Raw genomic sequence first — 22,210 nt, forward strand, 5'->3', positions numbered from 1 at the left:
CGCCTGACCTATCTTTCCAGAAAATCACCCAGTTGAATAACAGGGGACAGACCTGCCTATCCCTTATTACTCTTTGATCAGCCCAGCAGGCAGGTGGGAATAAATCTACGTCGGCAAAAAAGTGCTTTGCGAATAAAGATCCTCCAAAGCCGATTTTATTCCCAGCAATAAAGGGCTAGCTCGCACAATCGCAAAGTGGTCCGTATTGATCTCGTTCGAAACCGGTTCAACCTGATCTATTTGCCGGGCAAGAGCCGATCTGTCCGACAATGGGCGTGCTGCGACCCACCAGCACGAGGGCGGAATGTTCAAGCGACTCAAGCTGGGCGCCTGTGCCGCGAGCGCTTTTAAATGCCGCGCGACAGTGAAGATACGGGCTAACTCCCCCGCTCCCATGTCCGCATAACCGCCAACCTCTGCACTGCTTGACCCCCCTGTGCCTCTTCGTGCCTGCTCCGCTAAAATCAGGGCTTCCAGCAGGCTTGATATTATTTGCTCCGATGGCTGCTCCACGCCGGTCACGTTGTCATTGGAGTAAACGCTACCCACGCCCTCAATTTTCGCCCCAGGCAACGCCACTGAAACAAAATCGAAAAAGTCCTGCCGCCAATCGTCGGGCTCAGGCTCGTCCACATCAGGGATAAAAGGATCGATGAGGCCGAGAAATGCAACCGTTTGAGCCTCCGCCTCAAGCGATGCAGCAATCATGGCGGCAAGGGTGCCGCCCAAGGACCAGCCAAGCAAGTGGTATGGCCCTTCCGGCTGCATCTGGCGGATGATTTGGCAATAATCCGCGGCCATTTGAGCCAGAGAAGTGTCACTATGCGCCGGGTTTGCCAACATGCGGCTGGGTAGTCCGTAGACTGTCCGTTTGCCGTGCAGCTGTCGCGCCAGGGGCTGATAATCAAACACGGTCCCAAATCCCGCATGAATACAGAATAACGGCTCGGCTTTCGCTTTCTCGCCCGGCTGGTTTAATAATAGCAACGTTTGTGTTTCCGCCGGAGCTTGCATGTCCAGGCCAAGCAAATCCGCGATCGAGGGACGCTGCATCAAATCCCGCAGTTTGAAATCGAACTTCGCGCCCGGCACGTTGCGCATACGAGCCATCACTTTCAGGCTGGAAAGCGAATCTCCACCAAGCGCGAAGAAGTTGTCCGTTTCACCTACGCGTTCCACGCCCAGCACTTCCTGCCAGATTTGTGCGAGCAGTCTGGCCTCAGGAGTAGAAGGCACTCGATAAATATCGCTGGCAACAGCACCCGGTTCGGGCAATCCATCGCGGTTCAGCTTGCCGCTTGGCAACCGGGGCAATGTCTCCAGCATGAGAATATGCGCGGGCACCATGTAGTCAGGTAGCCGTTTGGCGAGTTGCTGCTTCAGCTCAGCAGAAAAATCATGCGTGGCTTCGCCTTGAACCGGCGCAGCCGATGCAGCTGCAACGGGAACGACATAAGCAACCAGTTGAGGGCCTGTCGGGCCATCGTAGACCACAACCGCAACGTCCCCTGTTTCGTGGAGTTCGCGTATACATGCCTCGATTTCGCCCAACTCGATTCGAAACCCGCGAATCTTCACCTGGTGGTCGGCACGGCCGATGTACTCGATATTGCCGTCATCCAGCCACCGTACCAAATCACCCGTGCGATAAAGCCTCCCCCCGTTCGCATCAAATGGATCGGCCACGAAGCGTTCAGCGGTCATCCCTGTCCGTCCAAGGTACCCGCGCGCCAGTCCGTAGCCGCCGATATACAACTCCCCGACCACGCCCACAGGTACAGGCTGCATGTCTACATCGAGCACATACGCAGTACGTTCTCCTACCGGCCGGCCGATGGGCGCGTAGGCGCAATCGAAGCTGTTGCTCGCCTCCGTCTTCCAGATCAATGGTGTAACAACCGTCTCGGTCGGCCCGTACCCATTGATGAGAATGCGCGGCCGTAAGGTCTTCCGCACAAGGTCATAGGAGGCCTTGGGCATGGCTTCACCTCCGAACACATAAAGCTCTACCGGCGGCGGATCGCTGCGGGGCGCCGCCCATTCGGCAACTTGCCCCAAATATGCGGGTGGAAACGCAGCATTGGTAATGCCATAATTGTGCAGGGCATCGTACGTCTGTTCCGCCGTCCACAGTTCCTGGTCACGAACCGCCAGCCCTGCACCCACTGTCAATGCCGTTAACCAGCGCTCATGCGCTCCATCGAACGAAAACGACATGAAGAGCAGTTCGCACGAGTGCGGCGTCATGCCATATATCTCAGCCGTAGCGCGACAATGCATGCTTAACGGGCCATGCGCCACTGCTACACCCTTGGGAAGCCCCGTCGAGCCCGATGTATAGATAATATAGGCCAGGTTATGTTCATGGAGGGGAATGCTTGGGTTTTGGCTAGATTCAGCGGTTACGTCCAGTGAATCCAAGGCCAGTGGCCGCACCTTGGCATCACTGCCAAGCTTGCGCAACAATTTCTCTTCAGTCAAAAGGAGCGACATGCCGCTGTCCTTAATCATGAAGGAAAGGCGCTCGGCCGGATACTCAGGGTCAAGCGGCACATAGGCTCCGCCGGCCTTGAGCACGGCGAGCAGCGTGACGATCACCTCGAGTGAGCGCTCCATCGCCACGCCTACCCTTACGTCCGGGCCCATCCCCATACTAACCAGCTTATGTGCGAGTCGATTTGCCCGCATGTTCAATTCGCCATAGCAGAGCTCCCGCTCCCCCATCAGCAGGGCTATCGCTTCGGGTTGTTCAACTGCATTCTGTTCGATCAGGCGATGAACCGGCAGATGCGGGAGTTGAGAAAGTCCGGGAGTGCGGGTAGTCGATCCTAGCGAGAAAAGGTGATCGGGTTTTACTCCTTCCATCCAACCAAGCTCTCCAATCACCCGCTGCGGATGAGCCACCATTTCCCTCATCAGGAATTCCATATGTTCGCGAATCTCCAGCGCGAATTCGTCTGGAATGTTGGCTTGTCCGTAGCAGTACTCAATCTCCAGCATCTCGCCCACAACGACTTGCAAATCCATCGCATACCCGGTAAGCCCCTTGCCCTCTACTTCACCGAAACGAAGGCCATAAAGTTCATTACCGCGCATCGCCTCGTCTATGGGGTAATTTTCAAACACGACAATGCTGTCGAATAAAGACTGTCCAGGCGAGCCCGCCCAACGCTGAACCTCGGCGAGCGATGCATGCTCATGCTCACGCAGTCTTGCATTCGTTTTCTGCAGCAGGCTAAGATACTCTACTACTGTCAGCTCACTGCGGCGCTCGACTGGAACTGGAATCGTATTGATGAATAATCCCAGGATCTCGTCAGCTTTTGGCAGACTCGGCGGGCGGCCCGCTACGGTTGCGCCGAATACAACAGTATCCTTGCCCGTATAGCGCTGCAAAAGCAGCGCCCATGCCGCCTGGATGACCGTATTGAGCGTCACCTGGCGCCGTTGCGCAAATGCTTTCAGTTGGAGCGTTTCCTCCGGATTCAGACGAGTGTAGATCTGCGCAAACCCTGATCTCTTATCTCCCTCCTTCCTCTTGCCCAACCTGTTCGTCGCCTGAGCTAGTATAGTGGCGCCTTCGATCCCTCGAAGTTCAGTTTGCCAAAAAACTTTGGTTGCCTGTACATCCTGTCTTGCAAGCCAATGTACATAATGACCGTAGTCCGGCCCGGGCGCGACAAGCGTTTCGCCGCCGTAGCAACGCAGCCACTCGCTGATCAGCATGGAGTCACTCCAACCGTCCAGCAGGATGTGGTGCTTTGTCCAAACCAGGTGATAGCGGTCGTCAGCAATACGTATGAATGCAAGCCGGACCAGCGGTGGTGCAAGAAAGTCAAATTCTCGCGTCAGGTCTTCCTCAGCGTAAACAGCAATCCGGGATTCCAGTTGATCCAGGCCACGCCAGTCCAAGTGAACAACAGGTACATCGACCTGCTTGAATATAATCTGCAGCGGACGGGCCAACCCGGCTTGCCACAGAAAACCAGTACGCAATACCGGGTGTCGAGCAACCATTGCCCGCCACGCATCTGCGAGCCGCTTGGGTTCAAGACCTTCCACTTCGACACTGATCTGATTCACATAGAGGCCAGTACCCGTCGCTTCTAATGTATGAAACAGCATTCCTTCCTGGGTGGGGGACAAAGGATAAATGTCCTCAATTTCATCATCTGTGAAAGCAAGCATGCTGATTGCTTCGGTTCTCAGATAATCGCGCAGATAACCGCGCTGCCGCCTGGCCACCACTTCGGCTGGTTCCTGTATGGCTTCGGTCACTTTCGATAGTGACGTGATGGTCTGCCGTTCAAACAATTGCCGGGGAGTGATCTTCCAGCCAGCACGGCGGGCTTTGGTGACAATCTGAAGACTGAGTATGGAGTCTCCCCCCAGTTCGAAGAAGTTGTCATTCCGCCCCACCTGCCCCACGCCCAGCACTTGCGCCCAGATCCCGGCCAGCGCTTCCTCCACTTCCCCCTGCGGCGCCTCGTAATCAACCGTACCCACAAATTCCGGCTCAGGCAATGCCTTGCGGTCCACCTTTCCGTTCGGATTGAGCGGCAGGCTCTCCAACACCACAATTGCCGACGGAATCATATAGTCAGGCAAAACTTTCGCCAGCGCTTCGCGTAGTCGCACAATGTCCACATTCTTGCCTGCATGCGGGGAAACATAGCCCACCAGCCTTGCACCGCTTGGCCCTTCTCCAGCGATTACAACAGCTTCCCTGACATCAGGCTGAATAAGCAGTTGTGCCTCTATCTCGCCCAACTCTATGCGGAAACCCCGTATCTTGACCTGATGATCCAGTCGCCCAAGGTATTCAATCTGCCCGTCTGCCCGCCATCTTGCCAAATCCCCTGTGCGGTAAAGCCTCCCGCCCTCCTCATCAAACGGATCAGCAATGAAACGCTCTGCCGTCAGGCCCCCGCGGTTGAGATAACCCCGTGCCAGTAGATCTCCTCCAATGCACAGCTCACCTGGAATCCCCGATGGGACAGGAGTGAGATTGGCATCCAGCAAGTAAATATTGCGGCCCGCAAGCGGCTTGCCGATGGCCACTTTCGTCAGTACTGCCTCGTTACCACGCGAATAATTGCTGCAATCGCAAGCGGTCGCTGTCACGGCTGCCTCGGTGGGTCCGTAGGTATTAAGGAGGGTGACCCCGTCAAATCCAGCATGCTTCCAAGCTATAAGCCCTTCGGGGGACATCGCTTCACCGCCTGCGTGAACCTGCCGCAATAAGCCATAGTCACGCGGTCCGATTCTGGCGAAGTCCTGCACCAGAAGAAACCAATATGCTGTAGTCAGATCCGCCACCGTTATCCGCTTATTGATCAGCTCGTGGTAGAAGGTATCGCTATCCCATAGCATAGGGCCGCGCAAGACAACCCCTGCGCCGACACATAGGGGCGGAAAAAGCTGTTCGATAAAGCCGTCAAAATTGATCGTCGAAAATTGCAGCATCCGGTCCGAGGAAGCGAGACAAAAAAACCCAACCGCAACCTGAGCATGTTCGGCAAGGGCATGATGGGGCACGCCGACGCCCTTTGGCTTGCCGGTGGAGCCTGAGGTATAGATGACATAGGCGAAGTTGTCTCCATGCAGGGATACCGCCGGGTTGCGTTCGGACTCGCCATCGAGGTCCAGCACGTCCAGTTCCAGCACCTCGCATTGCGCCGACTGCGGAATGCGTCCCCTAATATGGCTTTGCGTCAGCAGCAAACCGAGCGCGCTGTCTGTCACCATGTAATCCAGCCGCTCCCGCGGATACTCCGGGTCCAGCGGAACATAAGCACCGCCAGCCTTAAGTATCGCCAAAAGCCCAACAACCATCTCGATGGAACGCTCCACCGCAATGCCCACCCTGGTCTCGGGCTTGACCCCCAGGCTCATTAAGCGGTGCGCCAAACAGTTGGCCCGCCGGTTCAATTCAGCATAGCTCAGCTCGGTATCCCCGAAGATCAGCGCCACCGCTTCCGGCCGCGCTTCAACCTGCCGCTCAATCAGCCTGTGTACAGGCTCAGTATCCCCATAACGCCGATCATTGACACCCCAGGCCCTGAGCTGCCCCCGCTCCGCCTCGCTCAAAATGTCAATGTCGCCAAGTTGCAAAGTCGGGCTTTGTGCGATCTGGCGGAGCAATCTGATGACCTGGTCTCCAATGCAATTCACTACATCCGCAGAGAAGTGCCTGCGGGCATAGCTGTAATGCAGATAAAGCGTGTCGCTCTGCATCACCGATATCGTCATCGGATAATTGGTCGTTTCGCGATTTCTGATTCCAGAGAAAACGAGCCCGCCAGGAGCGGATTGCTGCAAGACCTCGTCAACCGGATAATTCTCAAATACCAGGATACTGTCGAACAGCCCCTGCCCGCTCTGCCCCAGCCAGCGCTGAATCTCGTACAACGGCGTGTGTTCGTGCTCCCGCGAAGCCAGATTCTGCGCTTGCAAATCGCGTAACCACGTACCTGTCTCTTGCTCCGGCTGGAGCATTGCGATCATCGGCAAAGTGTTGATGAAGAGCCCCAGCAATCGCTCGGCTCCTGGCAGATCGGCTGGCCTGCCGGCAACAGTCACGCCGAAGCATACTGTTTTGCGCCCTGTATACCGATTGAGCAACAGCGCCCAGGCTGCCTGCACCAAGGTATTGACAGTAACACGCTCGCGTTTGGCGAACTCGATCAAACCCTCGGTAACAGTTCGCTCAAGTGCAGTAGCATGTTCGCCATAAGCGGTGTTTCCTGCAGAAATAGAGGGGGCTGGCAAAACATCGGCAAGCCGGGTTGGCTCTGCCGCCTCGCGTAATCTTTCCCTCCAGTACGCTTCCGATACCTTCGCATCGCAAGCATGAAGCCATTCAATAAAATCACGATAGCGGCCCCCTGATGCTGGCAGCGCGCTGCCAGCATAGTGCCGAAGTACTTCACCCGTGAGTTGGGAAGTGCTCCACCCGTCCAGCAGCAGATGATGGATCGTCCAGATGAGATGGTGCCTGTTGTCCGCAATGCGTACCAATGCCAGACGCATGAGCGGCGGCTTTGCCAGATCGAAACCGAGAGCATGCTCCGACTGGGCCAGTACCTCAAGATCCCGCTCCTGGTCCCCAGGGAGGCCGCTCGCCTGATTCCACCAGTCGTACTCCACAAACGGCACCTCGACGGTCTTCGCTACCCATTGCAGAGGTACGTCGCCCTGAGCCAGGAAACCTGTTCGCAACACTTCATGGCGATCCATCGCAGCCTGCCATCCAGCTTTGAACCGTTTTACGTCCAGCCCTTCAATATCTACCCTTAACTGGTTAAGGTAGATGCCGGCGTCGGCATCGAATACGCTATGGAACAGTATTCCCGATTGCATCGGAGAAAGTGGATAAAGGTCCTCTAGCTGGGCCGGGGGTACCGGCAAGCGATCCAACTCCTGCTGGGTGATCCCAGCCAGGGGGAAATCCGACGGGGTGACACCGTGAACATCACCGGTGCAATGCGCAATCAGCGCTTCGAGTTCGGCCCGGTAAAGGTTTATAAATACTTCAATCGTCGCTTTCTCGTAGCGTGCCTCGCTGTAGCTCACATCCAGGCTAAGCTCACCTCCATAAACGCTTCCGTTTATGGAGATTTCGTGTTCAAGCGGGGCAGCCTCATCCATTGAGTCCCCGACCGATTCGTCGGCCAGCATCCACAAGGCCTTCTCGTCGAAGCTCGCGTCGAATTGCCCCAGGTAGTTGAACACCACCTCGGCCCTGGGCAGAGATGCCAGCACTTTGCGCTGTTCCGGCGTTCCATTGTATTTAAGCACGCCGTAACCCAATCCCCTGTTCGGGATCCTTCTCAGGCTTTCCTTGATGCGCTTGATTCTCTGATCCAGATTCCCGGAAGGATCGAGCGCCACTGGATAAAGACTGGTAAACCATCCGACTGTTTGAGAAAGGTCGATATCGTACAGATCCTCGCGTCCGTGACCTTCAAGGTCGACCAGAATCTTTTTATGCCCGCTCCACCGGCAGAGAGCGCTTCCCAATGCGGTAAGCAAAAGATCGTTTACGTGAGTGCGGTAAGCCGCGGGCGCCTGCTTGAGGAGTGTCCGGGTCAGTGTCCGGTCCAGCCTGAGCGTTGCGCTGATCCGATGCCGAACAATGTTTGTGCCTTGAGGATTGTCGGCAGGCAGTACAACCGGCCAATCCGCCAGGCTTTGCCAGTAGGCCAGCTCTTCCGTATACTCGCGCGCGCAGCCCTGCAGCCGCCTGGTCCATTCCTCATAGCCGGCAGTGTGCGCAGGTAGCGTGATTGCGTTACTGGTTCGGGCCTGGCTGTAAGCAGTCTGCAAATCCTCGAGCAGAATGCGCCAGGAAACCCCGTCAATTACCAGGTGATGAATAGCCAGTAATAGTCGCTGGCCGCCATCAGGCATATCGATGAGCAAGGCGCGCAGTAGCGGGCCTTCCGTCAGGTCCAGGCTGCGCTGAGCCTCGGTACATAGCGCTTCCAAATCTACCTCGGTGGCAGCCCGGCGAATCCATAGGAGATCACACGCCGCCGATTCTCCAGGAAACTGTTGCCAGTTGCCGCTCTCGTTTTGCGTATAGCGAAAACGAAGCGCATCATGATGGCGCACCACGGCTTCCAGTGCTCGATCGAGATGGCCAGGATCCAGAGGCTGTCGGCTTTTTAGCAGCGCAGCCTGGTTCCAGTGATGTCGTGCAGGAATTTCCTGTTCAAAGAACTCAGCCTGGATGGGCAGCAGCGGCACAAGTCCATCAGCACTGCCTGTGCCTGCTCCTTCTTTCCGCTGCACACTTGCAGCCGCTTCCTGTACGGTTGCCGCAATTGTGGCCAGCGAGGCGATGGTCTGCCGTTCAAACAATTGCCGGGGAGTGATCTTCCAGCCAGCACGGCGGGCTTTGGTGACAATCTGAAGACTGAGTATGGAATCTCCCCCCAGTTCGAAGAAGTTGTCATTCCGCCCCACCTGACCCACGCCCAGCACTTGCGCCCAGATCCCGGCCAGCGCTTCCTCCACTTCCCCCTGCGGCGCCTCGTAATCAACCGTACCCACAAATTCCGGCTCAGGCAATGCCTTGCGGTCCACCTTTCCGTTCGGATTGAGCGGCAGGCTCTCCAACACCACAATTGCCGATGGAATCATATAGTCAGGCAAGGCCTTTGCCAGCGCCTCGCGCATCAGCGCAGCATCCACACTCGCGCCACAATGCGGTGAAACATAGCCCACCAGCCGTGCCCCCCCTCCCGCACCCTCCGCTTCCCGCGCGATCACCACCGCCTCCCGGATTTCAGGCTGCGCCAGCAGTTGCGTTTCGATCTCTCCCAACTCTATGCGGAAACCCCGTATCTTGACCTGGTGATCCAGTCGCCCCAGATACTCGATCTGCCCGTCTGCCCGCCATCTTGCCAAATCCCCTGTGCGGTAAAGCCTCCCGCCCTCCTCATCAAACGGATCAGCAATGAAACGCTCCGCCGTCAGGCCCCCACGGTTGAGATAACCGCGAGCCAGCCCAACCCCACCAAGATACAACTCTCCAGCCACGCCCCCCGGAACCTGGTTAAGATGAGCATCGAGAATGTACGTTTGTGTGTCGGTTATTGGTTGCCCGATCGGCACGTTGCTGTCACCCTTATCAACACATTCCCATTGAGTTACATCAATTGCCGCTTCTGTCGGCCCATAAAGATTGTAGAGCCCGACTCCCGGAAGTTTCCCGAATACCTTTTTCTCCATCTCCGCGGGTAACGCTTCACCGCTGCAAATGATCCGCCTCAAGCTAGTGCAAACCTCAATACCTTCATGCGCCACGAAGGCCTGTAGCATGGAAGGTACAAAGTGCAATGTCGTTACGTGGTGTCGCTGGATCAATGCAAGCAGTCGGGCTGGATCACGGTGATCGCCCGGCGACGCGACAGCCAGCCGCGCTCCATGCATCAACGGCCAGAAGAATTCCCAGACGGATACGTCAAAACTAAATGGGGTCTTCTGCAGCACGGTATCGCCGTGATTTAGGACATGAGCTTCCTGCATCCAGACCAGGCGGTTGTACAGAGAGCAATGGCGATTGCCCACACCTTTTGGTTTTCCTGTGGAGCCTGAGGTATAGATGACATAGGCGAGGTTTTGCCCGTGTAGAGAAACTTGCGGGTTGCTCTCTGGCTCATCCTCAAGATCAAGTACGTCCAGTTCCAGAACCTCACACCCTGACGAATGCGGGATGCGCGATTTGATGTGGCTTTGCGTCAAAAGCAGTCCAATGCCGCTATCCCCCACCATGTAATCCAGCCGCTCCCGCGGATACTCCGGGTCCAGCGGAACATAAGCACCGCCAGCCTTAAGTATCGCCAAAAGCCCAACAACCATCTCGATGGAACGCTCCACCGCAATGCCCACCCTGGTCTCGGGCTTGACCCCCAGGCTCATTAAGCGGTGCGCCAAACAGTTGGCCCGCCGGTTCAATTCAGCATAGCTCAGCTCGGTATCCCCGAAGATCAGCGCCACCGCTTCCGGCCGCGCTTCAACCTGCCGCTCAATCAGCCTGTGTACAGGCTCAGTATCCCCATAACGCCGATCATTGACACCCCAGGCCCTGAGCTGCCCCCGCTCCGCCTCGCTCAAAATGTCAATGTCGCCAAGACTGCGCTCGGGATGCCCGGCCAGTTGCTCAAGAAGATGAAGGTAACGCTCGCCTAACCGCTCGATGGTAGCTGACTCAAACAGCTCAGCGGCATAAGTGAAGATTGCCTCCAGCCTGCCATCAGGGTACTCAACCGTATCCAGGGTCAGTTCAAACTGCGCCGCCTGCTTGCTTAACTCATGGTCTTCCACTGTGAGCCCGGGTAACCGCTCCAATGCCCGGTAGTCTTCGCGCAGGTGGTTGTACATAACCTGAAATAGCGGGTTCTGATTCAGATTGCGTTCAGGTTGCAGGGCCTCAACCAGTTGTTCGAATGGAAGGTCCTGGTGAGTCTGTGCGCCAAGCGCGGCTTCACGGACTTCATTCAGTATGGCCTTCAGGGACATGCGTCCATCAATACGCGCGCGCAGCACCTGGGTGTTCACGAACAGGCCGATTATGTTCTCTATCTCAAACCGGTGGCGGTTGGCAACCGGCACGCCAACACGAATATCATGCTGTTCGCTATAGCGGTGCAGCAAGGCTTGAAAACCAGCCAACAATGCCATGAAGAGCGTCGCCCCCTGGCTTTGTGCCTGGCGCTGCAGGCCTACAACCAGGCCGGCCGGCAGCATGAATATGTGTCTCCCCGCTCGGTAGCTCGCAACGGATGGCCGGGGGTGGTCAGTGGGCAGCTGCAATACCGGATGCTCTTCCCCCAATTGGCTGCGCCAGTAGGCTAACTGCCGATCTTTTTCTCCCGCTTCCAGCCAGTTGCGCTGCCATACCGCATAATCGGCATACTGGATCGTCAACGCCGGCAAGGAAGGTTCCTGCCCCTCTCCCTCCTGCTGCACGCGCAATCGATAATGTGCGGCAAATTCGTCAATGACAATGCGGTTGGACCAGGCATCCGAGATGATGTGGTGCATCACTACCACAAGAAGGTGTTCTTCCGGCGCAATGCGGATAAGGGCTAACCTAAGCAGTGGGCCTTGTGTCAGGTCAAACGGCGTGGCGTTTATCCGGTTCGCTTCTTCGTACCCGCGAACCCTCCCCTGTTCTGCTGATAGATTAGAAAAATCAATCAGCAAAATATCGAGCCCGGACTCATCCTCAATAATCTGCTCAGGCAGCCCTTCCGCGTTGGCCCGAAATACCGTGCGCAGCGATTCGTGCCGCCTTCCCAACGCCTCAAAGCTCGAACGCAACGCTTCAATGTCGAGCTTGCCCACCAACCGCAATCCACCGCTTATATGATAGGCCGTACTCAACGGCTCCAATTGCCATAAAAACCAGTGCCGCTGCTGAGCGTAAGAAAGCGGGGCGGGCCCGGTAGAATCGCGTCGAGGAATGTTTGGTTGCCGTGCCGGAGCATTGGCACCAGTCAAACGTTGCGCCAGCTTCTTCCGTTGTTCGGGGGTCAGGCGTGCACGCCTTTGCGTAAGATCGCTACTATTCATGATGAAGCAAGTGGAACCTGGGAGACACCCCTTGATCTATTGGAGGAAATTACTTCAATAAACCCGAAATTTATGAGCATTCGATCTCGTCCAATAGTTTCGTTTCAACCAATTCGGCCATGCTTGCAATAGTAGGAGATCTGAAAAGATCCGCAGGGCCTATATCGACTCCAAAAGCCAACCTCACCCTGGAAAGCAGTTGAATACCTAGCAAGGAATCCCCCCCTAGCTCGAATAAATTGTCACGAACGCCCACGGCATCCACGCCAAGGAGGCTTTGCCAGATTTCTGCGATACTCTTCTCCAGTTCGCTCTCGGGAGCGACAAAAGCGGTCGGCAATACGGGGCGCGGATAGCGCTGCTGGCCACCCTCCTCAAACTGTCCGTTCTCCGCCAACACGGAAGGCCGCCCGACTAGATCTAACAGGTCTTCCTGGGTTTGGTCGAGCCGGGCATGCAAATCGAGGGTGGACAAGATCACCTGTGGTCGAGCCATGCTGTTGACAATACGCTCGAAAGCACTGGCACCTTCTTTCGGCGCAATTCCCATCCCTTGAGGCATCGCCATATTCGCTGCCATCCCCACTTCTCGCCAACCGTCCCAATTGACGGATATAACGGGAAACGTAGATTCAGGATCCTTCGTACGAGCAGCAGCGCTGGCAAAAGCGTCGAGATAAGCATTAGCGGCGCAGTAGTCTACCTTGCCAAGACCTCCTGCAACTGCTGCCAGCGACGAGCACAACAGCATGAAATCCAGCGGCTCGTCCTTGAATACAGCATGCAATGCTAGTGTTCCCTGTACCTTTGGCGCAAATGCCTTCTCGACCATCTCTTCTGTTTTCTCCGAAATGAGCCCACTGCCGACTTCGCCCGCTGAATGGATAACGCCATGAATGGCACCAAAGCGGCTGCGTGCCTGCGCAACGACCGCCTTCAGCCGGGCTTGAATGGCAACGTCGGCCTGCAGCACCAGCACTTCCGCGCCCAGCGCCTCCAGATGCATCACCTTCTCGATCTTGATGCGGGTTGGATCCGTTTTTTCAACTGTCGAGACCACTTTAGGCCAGTGCTCGCGGGAAGGAAGTGCGGAGCGGCCTAACAACACGAGTTTTGCCCGATGGTTTCGCGCGAGATGCTCAGCCAGCGTCAGACCGATTCCCCCCAATCCACCGGTGATCAAATAAACTCCGTTGTCTCGAAGAGACGTTTTCGTCGGCTGAGGGCAGCGGATGGGCTCGAAGGTTTGAATCCAGCGGTGTGGCCCTCGATAGGCGACCACGGATGTAACAGGATCTGCTTGCGACTCAGCGAGAATCTGCCTGACCATCCGGTTTTTCGCGACGCTGCTTGCCGAGGGCAGTTCGACATCGACAAGGCGGCATGTAAGGTACGGGTACTCTTGGGGAATAACTTTGCATGGTCCCAGCAGCAGCGCTTTATCCGGTCGAAGGGACTCACTGCCGGTGACGTCTTCTAGTTGATTGGTGATAACCGTAATTTCGACACTCGCATCCGTGGGAATAAGTTGCCTGGCGCTTTCCAGCGCTTGTGCAAGGTAGAACAAGATGAAGAAGTTCCTTGCCTGACCTCCCATGTTGACGCTCGGCTCGTCATCGCTGGTCAAGCTCCACAGGTGAAAGATATGACCGATGCTTCTGCCGTCGTTGCGCATGTTGCGCAACAGAAGATCATAGTCGTGCCGTTCTCCTGGCCGCAGGACATAGTGATCCTTATCCTGCCGGCGAAACGCGGCGCCTGTGGAAACGACGATGGGTTTTATTCCGAGGGTAAGCAAATGCCCGATCAGCGCAATGCCGAGATGGCGCTCATCTTTGAAGATGACCAGCGATCCGGCCTGATGAGGAAGACTGCCGTCTAACTCCAGGGTGTCGCCGCGACGCCATGAGGATGTGTAAAACCAGTCGTCCAGCGATCGAGCGGCCGGCATATCTTTTATCTGCAATCCTGAAGTTGCGACGTAGCCGGCAGGGCCGGCGCCCGCGCTTCCGCTCCCAGCGTTCTCGGTCCTCTCTTCGTTTTTGGCCTTGACCCAGTAGGACTGGCGCTCGAATGGGTAAGTCGGCAATGGGATACGGCAGCGACGCTCGTCGGCGTAAAAATTTCCCCAGTCGATACCTGCCCCACTGAGCCACAGGCGCCCCAGGCAAAGATAAAAGTGCGGTTGAGTCAGGTGCGCTCTGCCGGGATGAGGTAAAGAAGAAAGGATGAGTTGCTCCGGTTTTGCCTCCGGGTGCCGCTTTGCGAGGGTGCTTAACGTTTCGCCGGGGCCCACCTCCAGCAAAACCCGATCGGGATTGGTCAATAGCTCGCGCAGGCCGTCATCAAAACGGACTGTCCCGCGCAAATGACGCTTCCAGTAGTTTGGGTCAGTTGCTTCCTGGGAGGTAATCCAATCGCCGCTAAGATTGGAAAGGAAAGGAATCTTCGGCTGGCCCAGCTTGATTCTGGAGACCATATCCATAAATGCGGGCAACATCGGCTCTACCAGTGCAGAATGAAATGCATGGGAGACATGAAGGCGGCGAGTCCCGATACCCTGATTCCCTAGATCGCCTTCCAACGCTTCAATGGCTGTCACCGAGCCCGACAAAACGCACAGCTCAGGTCCATTGACTGCTGCAAGACCGCAGCTTTCGGTCAAATAACGGCTTATTTCCGCTTCAGGCAACATAACCGCGAGCATCGCGCCCGTGTCCATGCCCTGCAGCAAACGCCCTCTCAAGGCCACCAGGCGCAATGCGTCTTCAAGCGAGAATACGCCCGCCAGGCAAGCGGCAACATATTCGCCGATACTATGGCCTATCATTGCGGCGGGTTGGATGCCCCAGGACATCCACAACCGCGCCAAAGCATATTCGACTACGAAGAGTGCGGGCTGTGTGAGTTCGGTTTGCTCCAGCCGCGCTGACAACTCCGCCTTCCTTGCTTCATCCAGCTTTTCATCCGATACTTCGTCCCAAGCGGGGTATAAAAGCGTCCGCAAATCGAAATCAAGGTACGGCTCCAGCAGTTCGAGACACCGGTCGAATTCCCGACGAAAAACAGGCTCGTCCTGGTAAAGATCCCGAGCCATATCGACATACTGGGCGCCCTGCCCCGGAAAAAGAAATGCCACGGGGCGATTTTCGGATGTTACTTGTCCGGTAATAAAACGGTCTGCTGACCGGGTTTCCAAAACATCTATTGCATCACCATTGTCCCGGCAGAGCGCGATCGCCCGGTGGGCAAAACCTTTTCTTCCCGTCTGAAGTGTATAAGCTGTGTCCGGCAGCGATAAATCGCGATGCGTTGCCAGATGGTCATGCGAATGGGCAACCATCGACTCGAGAGCCTTGCTGCTGCGCGCCGACAGCGTGAGCAGTTGCCAGGGGCGGGAGGGGCCGGATGGCTCTACCGCCGGCGCTTCTTCCAGAACCACATGGACATTTGTACCCCCGATGCCGAACGAACTCACACCGGCGCGGCGCGGTGTCGATCCGTTCTGCCAATCCTGGCGCGCGGTGTTGACGTAAAAAGGACTGGCGGGAAAATCGATTTGCGGGTTAGGCTGCTCGAAATTCAGGCTGGGCGGGAGTATGCGGTGTTTCAGCGCCATTACCGTTTTGATCAAGCCGGCGACCCCTGCCGCTGCATCGAGGTGGCCCACATTCGTCTTGACTGAGCCGATGGCGCAGAATCCGCGTCCGTCCGTGCTTTCGCGAAATGCTTGCGTCAATGCCGCGATTTCGATGGGATCCCCTATCGTCGTCCCGGTGCCATGCGCCTCGATGTAACTGATCGTATCGGCAGACACGTCTGCGATAGCCTGAGCAGCCAGAATCACTTCCGCCTGGCCTTCGACGCTGGGTGCCGTATAACCCACTTTGGCCGAACCATCATTGTTGATTGCCGATCCTTTGATCACTGCATGAACCGTATCGCCGTCGGCCAGGGCGTCCGCCAGCCGCTTCAGCACAACAATACCCACTCCACTGCCGATCACCGTACCCGCAGCTCTTGCGTCAAAGGCACGGCAGTGGCCGTCGGGCGAGAGAATGGCGCCGGGCTGGTAACGGTAGCCCCCGTCATGCAACAAATTGACCCAAACGCCTCCAGCCAGCGCCATATCCGCTTCGTGGTTGAGCAGACCGCGGCAGGCCACGTGTACGGCGGCAAGCGAAGTCGAACAGGCGGTTTGCACAGTGATCCCGGGCCCGCGCAGATTGAGCTTGTAGGAGACGGTCGTCGTCATGGAATCCTTGTTATTCCCGTTCATCAGGCCCTGCAGGGAAGAAATATCCTCCATGTCCGAAAACCGTCCGTTGGAAAACAGGTTCAGCATCAGGTAAGTGTTGACCCCGCATCCGGCATAGACCCCGATGGGGACGGTGCAACGTGAAGCGTCATAGCCCGCGTCTTCCAAGGCCTGCCACGCCACTTCCAGGAAGAGTCGATGTTGGGGATCCGTTTCCGCAGCCTCTCGCGGGGTATAACCAAAGAAAGAGGCGTCGAAAAGGTCGACACCAGGTAGTTCGGCGCCCGCTTTGATGTAGTGCGGATCATCCAGCTTCTCGCGTGAAACACCACGCGCCAGCAATTCCTTGTCAGTAAAGAAGGTGACCGACTCCACCCCATCCTGCACGTTGCGCCAGAAAGCCTCCACGTCATCAGCGCCAGGGAAACGGCCTGCCATCCCGACGATCGCAATATCGATATCGGCTCTCTCCGACAGTTCTTCCGTATGATCCATCAATGATTTCTCCCTGCTCTCTGCTTCCGTTGAATGAAAGCACCTCTCTGCCGCTGCGCCCGCTCCTGGTGACGATGCAACGATAAGTGCTCGTTGCGATCCTGGCTGAGAAACTTGGCCAGGCCCGCTACCGTGGTGTATCTGAAAAGGTCGATAATGGCGATCCGGGTTTTCAGGCGCTCTTCAAGCTTGCCTTGGACCCTGATGAGCAACAGCGAATGCCCGCCGAGATCAAAAAAGTTGTTGTGTAGTCCTACACGCGGAAGCTCCAGGACTTCCCCCCAGATTTCCGAGATCATCGTTTCCGTAGCGTCGATCGGAGGCTGGTAATCCAGGTGATCAAACTGCTCCGCCGAAGGTAAGGGCAGGGCATTACGGTCGACTTTACCATTGGGGCTGAGCGGCAGCGCATCGAGCAGCACGAACGAACCGGGAAGCATGTAATCCGGGAGCACAGCAGCGAGCGCGGCCTTAAGCATGGATGCGTTGAGTACCACGCCTTCGTGAGGAGCTACATATGCGACGAGGCGCGTCCCACTGGGGCTTCCCTGCGCCAACACCGCCGCTTCGCGCACACCCATCTGGGACAATAGTTGGCCTTCGATCTCACCCAACTCAACCCGGAAACCCCGGACCTTGACCTGATGATCCAGCCGGCCGATGTATTCGAGTTGACCATCGCGCCGCCAGCGCACGCGATCTCCCGTTCGGTAAAGGCGCCGCCCCTCTTCCTGGGTAAACGGGTCGGCGATGAAGCGATCTGCGGTAAGACCGGGACGACCGAGATACCCTCGCGCCAGGCCCGATCCGCCGATATAGAGTTCGCCAGCACAGCCTGGAGGAACAATATTGAGCTCCTCATCGAGCACATATAACTTCCGGTCGCCGACGGGTCGCCCGATTGGGGCAAAATCACCGGCGAATTCCGTCCCAGTAGCTTGAGAGGTGGGGGCTATCCAGGCGGCTGGCGTAATGACAGTCTCGGTTGGTCCATAAGCATTTACAAGGCGAGCATTCGGAAAAGCCGCTTGCGTAGCCGCCAAGTCGGCTGCAAACCACGCCTCCCCGCCCGCTATGCAAGTACGGACCGAGGAGGCGTCATCAGGCAGCAATGGAAGCAGCAGACGTAAATAAGCAGGCGGCAAATGCAGTGTGGTTATGCGATGCCCTCCGATCCGATCGACAAAACCATCGCCGGCAAGGTCTGTTGCCGATGAGATGACAAGGGTTGCGCCTTCACACAACGGGGTAATCCATTGTTCTGCGGCAGCGTCGAAATTCATCGAGAAAAACATGAGTTCGCGATCGCCCGGCCGCACGTCGTAGATTTCCCTAATAGCGGCCAGATGCATTGCCAGGGGACCGTGGCTCACACCCACCCCCTTGGGCCTGCCGGTCGATCCGGAGGTATAAATCACATATGCGAGGTTATCGGGATGCAGCGCGATCTCCGGGTTGGTCTCGATACCGCCATTCAAGTCAAGCGTATCCAGTTCCAGCACCAGCAAATCTGCCGAATCCTGGATACGATCCCTGAGATGGGATTGCGTCAACAGCAGCCGGACGGCGCTGTCCTCCACCAGATAGTTGAGGCGTTCGCGCGGATAGTCGGGATCGAGCGGTACGTAAGCGCCCCCTGCTTTGAGGATGGCAAGCAGGCCGACGATCATTTCAATGGAGCGTTCCACCGCGATGCCGACCTTTATTTCCGGCTTGACACCCAGCCGGACGAGCCGGTGGGCCAAGCCGTTAGATCGACAATTTAGCTCCCGATAGGTTAACTCAGTATCCGCGAAAATCAGGGCGCAGGCGTGGGGGTGTTTTTCCGCCTGCCGCTCTATAAGCTGGTGTACCGGTTGATAAGCCAGTTGATGAACTGAAGGGCGAGGCTCATTTGTTCCCCAGGCTTGGAGTTTAGCGGTATCGCTTTCATTTAGCAGGCCAACATCCCCGATTGCCGTCCCCGGCTGTTCGGCGAGTGTGCGGAGCATGCTGACGTAGTGACGCCCCAGTCGCTCAACAGTCGTGATATCGAAGAGTTCGGATGCGTAGATGAAGCTTGCGCTAACGCTGCCGACTGGCGACTCGACCGTCTCCAGTATGAGTTCGAACTGGGCTGCCTGCTCGCGAAGGGGGTAGTCCACCATCTTCAGCGTCTTGATCTGCTCGAGCTTGCGGCGGTCGCTGATCAGGTGATTGATCGTTACCTGAAACAGCGGGCTGTGGCTCAAGCTCCGCTTGGGCTGCAATGCTTCGACCAGTTGCTCGAATGGCAAATCCTGATGGGCTTGGGCATCAATTGCCGCTTCCCTTATTTGACCCAGAAGAGCCGACAGTGCCATACGGGCGTCAATCTTGCCGCGCAATACCTGGGTGTTCACAAAAAAACCAATCAACCCAGCGGTTTCAATCCGGTTGCGATTGGCAACCGGTACGCCAACGCGAATATCCTGCTGTCCCGTGTGGCGGTAGAGCAACGCCTGAAAGGCGGCCATCAATGCCATGAAAAGCGTTGCACCCCGGCTTTGAGCAAGTCTACGCAAACTGCTCAACACATCGGGCGGCAGATCGAAGACGTGGCGTTCCGCCTGATAATTTGCAACTGCCGGCCTTGGACGGTCCGCGGGCAGTTCCAATACCGGATGCTCGTTACCCAGGTAATCGCGCCAGTACCCCAATTGCCTGTCTTTCTCCCCCTCTTCCAGCCAGTTGCGCTGCCAGCTGGCATAGTCGGCATATCGGATCGGCAGCGCATCGAGACGAGGCGTTTCGCCTTGCGCATGAGCCACGTAGCCAGCGGCGAGTTCATCAAGCAATATCTGCATCGAGGCCCCATCCGAGATGATGTGATGCATGACCATCACCAGGATATGTTCATCCCCATGCTGAACCTCCTGCCCACGCCCGTCCTCTCGCATCAGGATCAACGCCACTCGCAGCAGTGGGCCTCGGGTGAGATCGAAGGGGATTGAAATAAAGCGTTCCGCCTCTTCCCGCGCTCGCGCTTCCTGCTCTGGCCCGGGCGTTTGGGTCAAATCTATTCGCGAAATGCGTAATTCCGATACCGGCTGGATCATCTGCTCAACCGATCCATCCTCTCCCGAGCGAAAAATCGTGCGCAAGGATTCGTGGCGCGCGACCAACCCGTCGAAGCTCGCCTGCAATGCCGGCACATCCAAAGGTCCCCACACTCGCAGCGCATGCTTGATATGGTATGCCGTGGACGACGGGTCCAGTCGCCAGAGAAACCATAGACGCTGCTGGCCGAAAGACAGGGGCGACGAGCTGTCTGCGTTAACTGCGTTAATCCTGAACGCGACCGGAAACAGGCTGACGCTGGCGGTGCGCGGTAGAGCACCTGCAGACAGAACCCGCCTGATTTCGACTGCACACTCGTGCAACCTTGGATTTTCAAACAGACTGCGTATGGGAAAATCGATATTCCATTGCTCTTCAATACGCGCCACAGCCTGAACCGCTGCGAGCGAATTTCCGCCACTGGCAAAAAAATGGTCCTCGCGCCCCGGTCGCCCCCGGTTCAGGACGGTTTCCCATATGCCCCCGAGCTTAATCTCGGTTTCATCTGCCAGGGCCGGTGCGGCTTTATCGCTGCCGCCGACCACATAATCGCCGAACTCGTAAATTGCATAGGCGTCAAGCGCGCGCTCTCGCCATCCTTGCCTACACGCGGCCCGCTGTAATTTTCCACTGGAGGTCTTGGGCAGTCCCCCGGGGTTCAGCAGCACGACAACCGACAAAGGCTCGTGGCAGCTTCCGCTTACGGCTTCGCTCACTGCTTGCACTAAAGTTTCGACGGCAATAAGCTTCTGCATACCGCGGGATATCTCCACGGCTATTCCAATGCCTTCCCCATTTTCAGTTTCTACCGAAAATGCGGCAACCCTGCCCTTTCGCGCGGCCTCAACCTCATCTTCAACTACCTGTTCGAGGTCCTGCGGGTAAATGTTCTGGCCGCGTATGATGATAAGATCCTTGTGCCGTCCCGCGATATAAACTTGCCCTTTATAGAAGAATCCGAGATCGCCTGTGCGCAACCAGCGCTCGCCTTCATGGATAACGAACGTGTCGGCCGTTTCCCTGGCGCGCCGCCAGTAGCCAAGGGTAAGACTTGCCCCGCCTATCCAGATCTCACCCACCTGGCAGTCGGGCAATGCGGCAAATGTTTCCGGATTCGTCATCCTGACGGCATGACCTGGTACGGGCACTCCGCAGGCGACCAGCCATGTTCCTTCCTCCGCCACCTCGGCAATGCCTTGCGCCAGCATCTCGGTCGAGAAGCAATGTGCCTCTACTCCGTCTCCGCGCGTGCCACCGGTAATCATCAGTGTTGCTTCCGCCAGTCCATAACAGGGATAAATGGTCCCCGTGGAGAATCCCACCGGCGCGAAGCGCTTCATGAACGCCCTCATAGCGCTGTAACGAACCGGTTCCGCCCCACAAAAGGCGACCCTCCACGCCGACAAGTCCAGGCCCTGCAACTGCGCATCTCTTACACGCTCGACGCAAAGCTGAAAAGCGAAGTTTGGCGCGCCGCTGATTGTCGCCCGATGGCGCGAGATGGTCTCGAGCCATCGTACCGGTCGTTCGATGAAAAACTTGGGTGTGAGTAAAATGGCAGGGATTCCCCGGTGGACAGGCTGCAGCAAACCGGCAATCAGCCCCAGATCGTGGTAAAGGGGCAGCCAACTGACGAATACATCGTCTTCGCTGATGGACAAACTTTGCTCGAAAGTCTGTTCATTCACCATCAGGTTGCCATGGCTGACCATTACCCCTTTTGGTGTAGAAGTAGACCCTGAGGTATATTGCAGGAAGGCAATGTCCTCACCTTCCGGGACAAATGAGCGCCAGGCCGATGCGCCGCCAAGATCGACCGCATCCACCGCAAGCACCGTAGCTTTAGCGAATGGCGCCAGGGCTGCGCTATTGATCATTGGCAAGATTTCGCTCGTGGTAAGGATACAACGCGCCTCGGCATCGGATGCGATGGCTAGCAACCGGGCCAAATGCCGTTCGCGCACCGATTCCGGCGGAAAAACAGGCACGGCAATCAGGCCTGCGTAAAGGCAGGCAAAGAAGGCAATGACGTAATGCTCATCGTTATCGAGCAACAGCAATGCCCGCTCACCGGCTGCAAAACGCTCCTGTAATGTAGCAGCCAGCGCCCGGACATGGTGATCCAGGGTTCCATAATCGATCTTTTTATCGACCGCGGCGTCCCCCTCCTGATGCACCGCAATCAATGCAGTATCGCCTGCGCGCTCGACCGCAAGGCTCCGCAGATGCGTTACCATGTCTGCGGGATAAGTACGAGAGGAAAATGATCTTTGATTCATCGTAACCCTTTCAAGT

3 protein-coding genes are annotated in these 22,210 nt (G+C 56.8%); all 3 read right to left on the minus strand.

The window, feature by feature from the left end; genetic code table 11:
* Positions 1 to 105: 105 nt before the first annotated feature.
* Positions 106 to 12,084, minus strand: coding sequence for a non-ribosomal peptide synthetase (locus tag BMZ14_RS13460; RefSeq protein WP_143072005.1), 11,979 nt, complete (start codon positions 12,082 to 12,084; stop codon positions 106 to 108).
* A 70-nt stretch (positions 12,085 to 12,154) separates the two neighbouring features.
* A complete protein-coding gene (locus BMZ14_RS13465) occupies positions 12,155 to 16,837 on the minus strand; it encodes a type I polyketide synthase (RefSeq protein ID WP_074798470.1) in 4,683 nt (1,560 codons plus the stop codon).
* A complete protein-coding gene (locus tag BMZ14_RS13470; RefSeq protein ID WP_074798522.1) occupies positions 16,837 to 22,194 on the minus strand; it encodes a non-ribosomal peptide synthetase in 5,358 nt (1,785 codons plus the stop codon). Before BMZ14_RS13470 ends, BMZ14_RS13465 begins: the two co-directional genes overlap by 1 nt.
* Positions 22,195 to 22,210: the final 16 nt, after the last annotated feature.

The sequence above is a fragment of the Nitrosospira briensis genome (genome assembly GCF_900115125.1).
Lineage (GTDB): Bacteria > Pseudomonadota > Gammaproteobacteria > Burkholderiales > Nitrosomonadaceae > Nitrosospira > Nitrosospira briensis_A.

Excerpts from the sequence above, each read along its gene's own strand:
- BMZ14_RS13460 (WP_143072005.1), bottom strand. The coding sequence starts at position 12,084 with ATGAATAGTAGCGATCTTACGCAAAGGCGTGCACGCCTGACCCCCGAA.
- BMZ14_RS13465 (WP_074798470.1), bottom strand. The coding sequence starts at position 16,837 with ATGGATCATACGGAAGAACTGTCGGAGAGAGCCGATATCGATATTGCG.
- BMZ14_RS13470 (WP_074798522.1), bottom strand. The coding sequence starts at position 22,194 with ATGAATCAAAGATCATTTTCCTCTCGTACTTATCCCGCAGACATGGTA.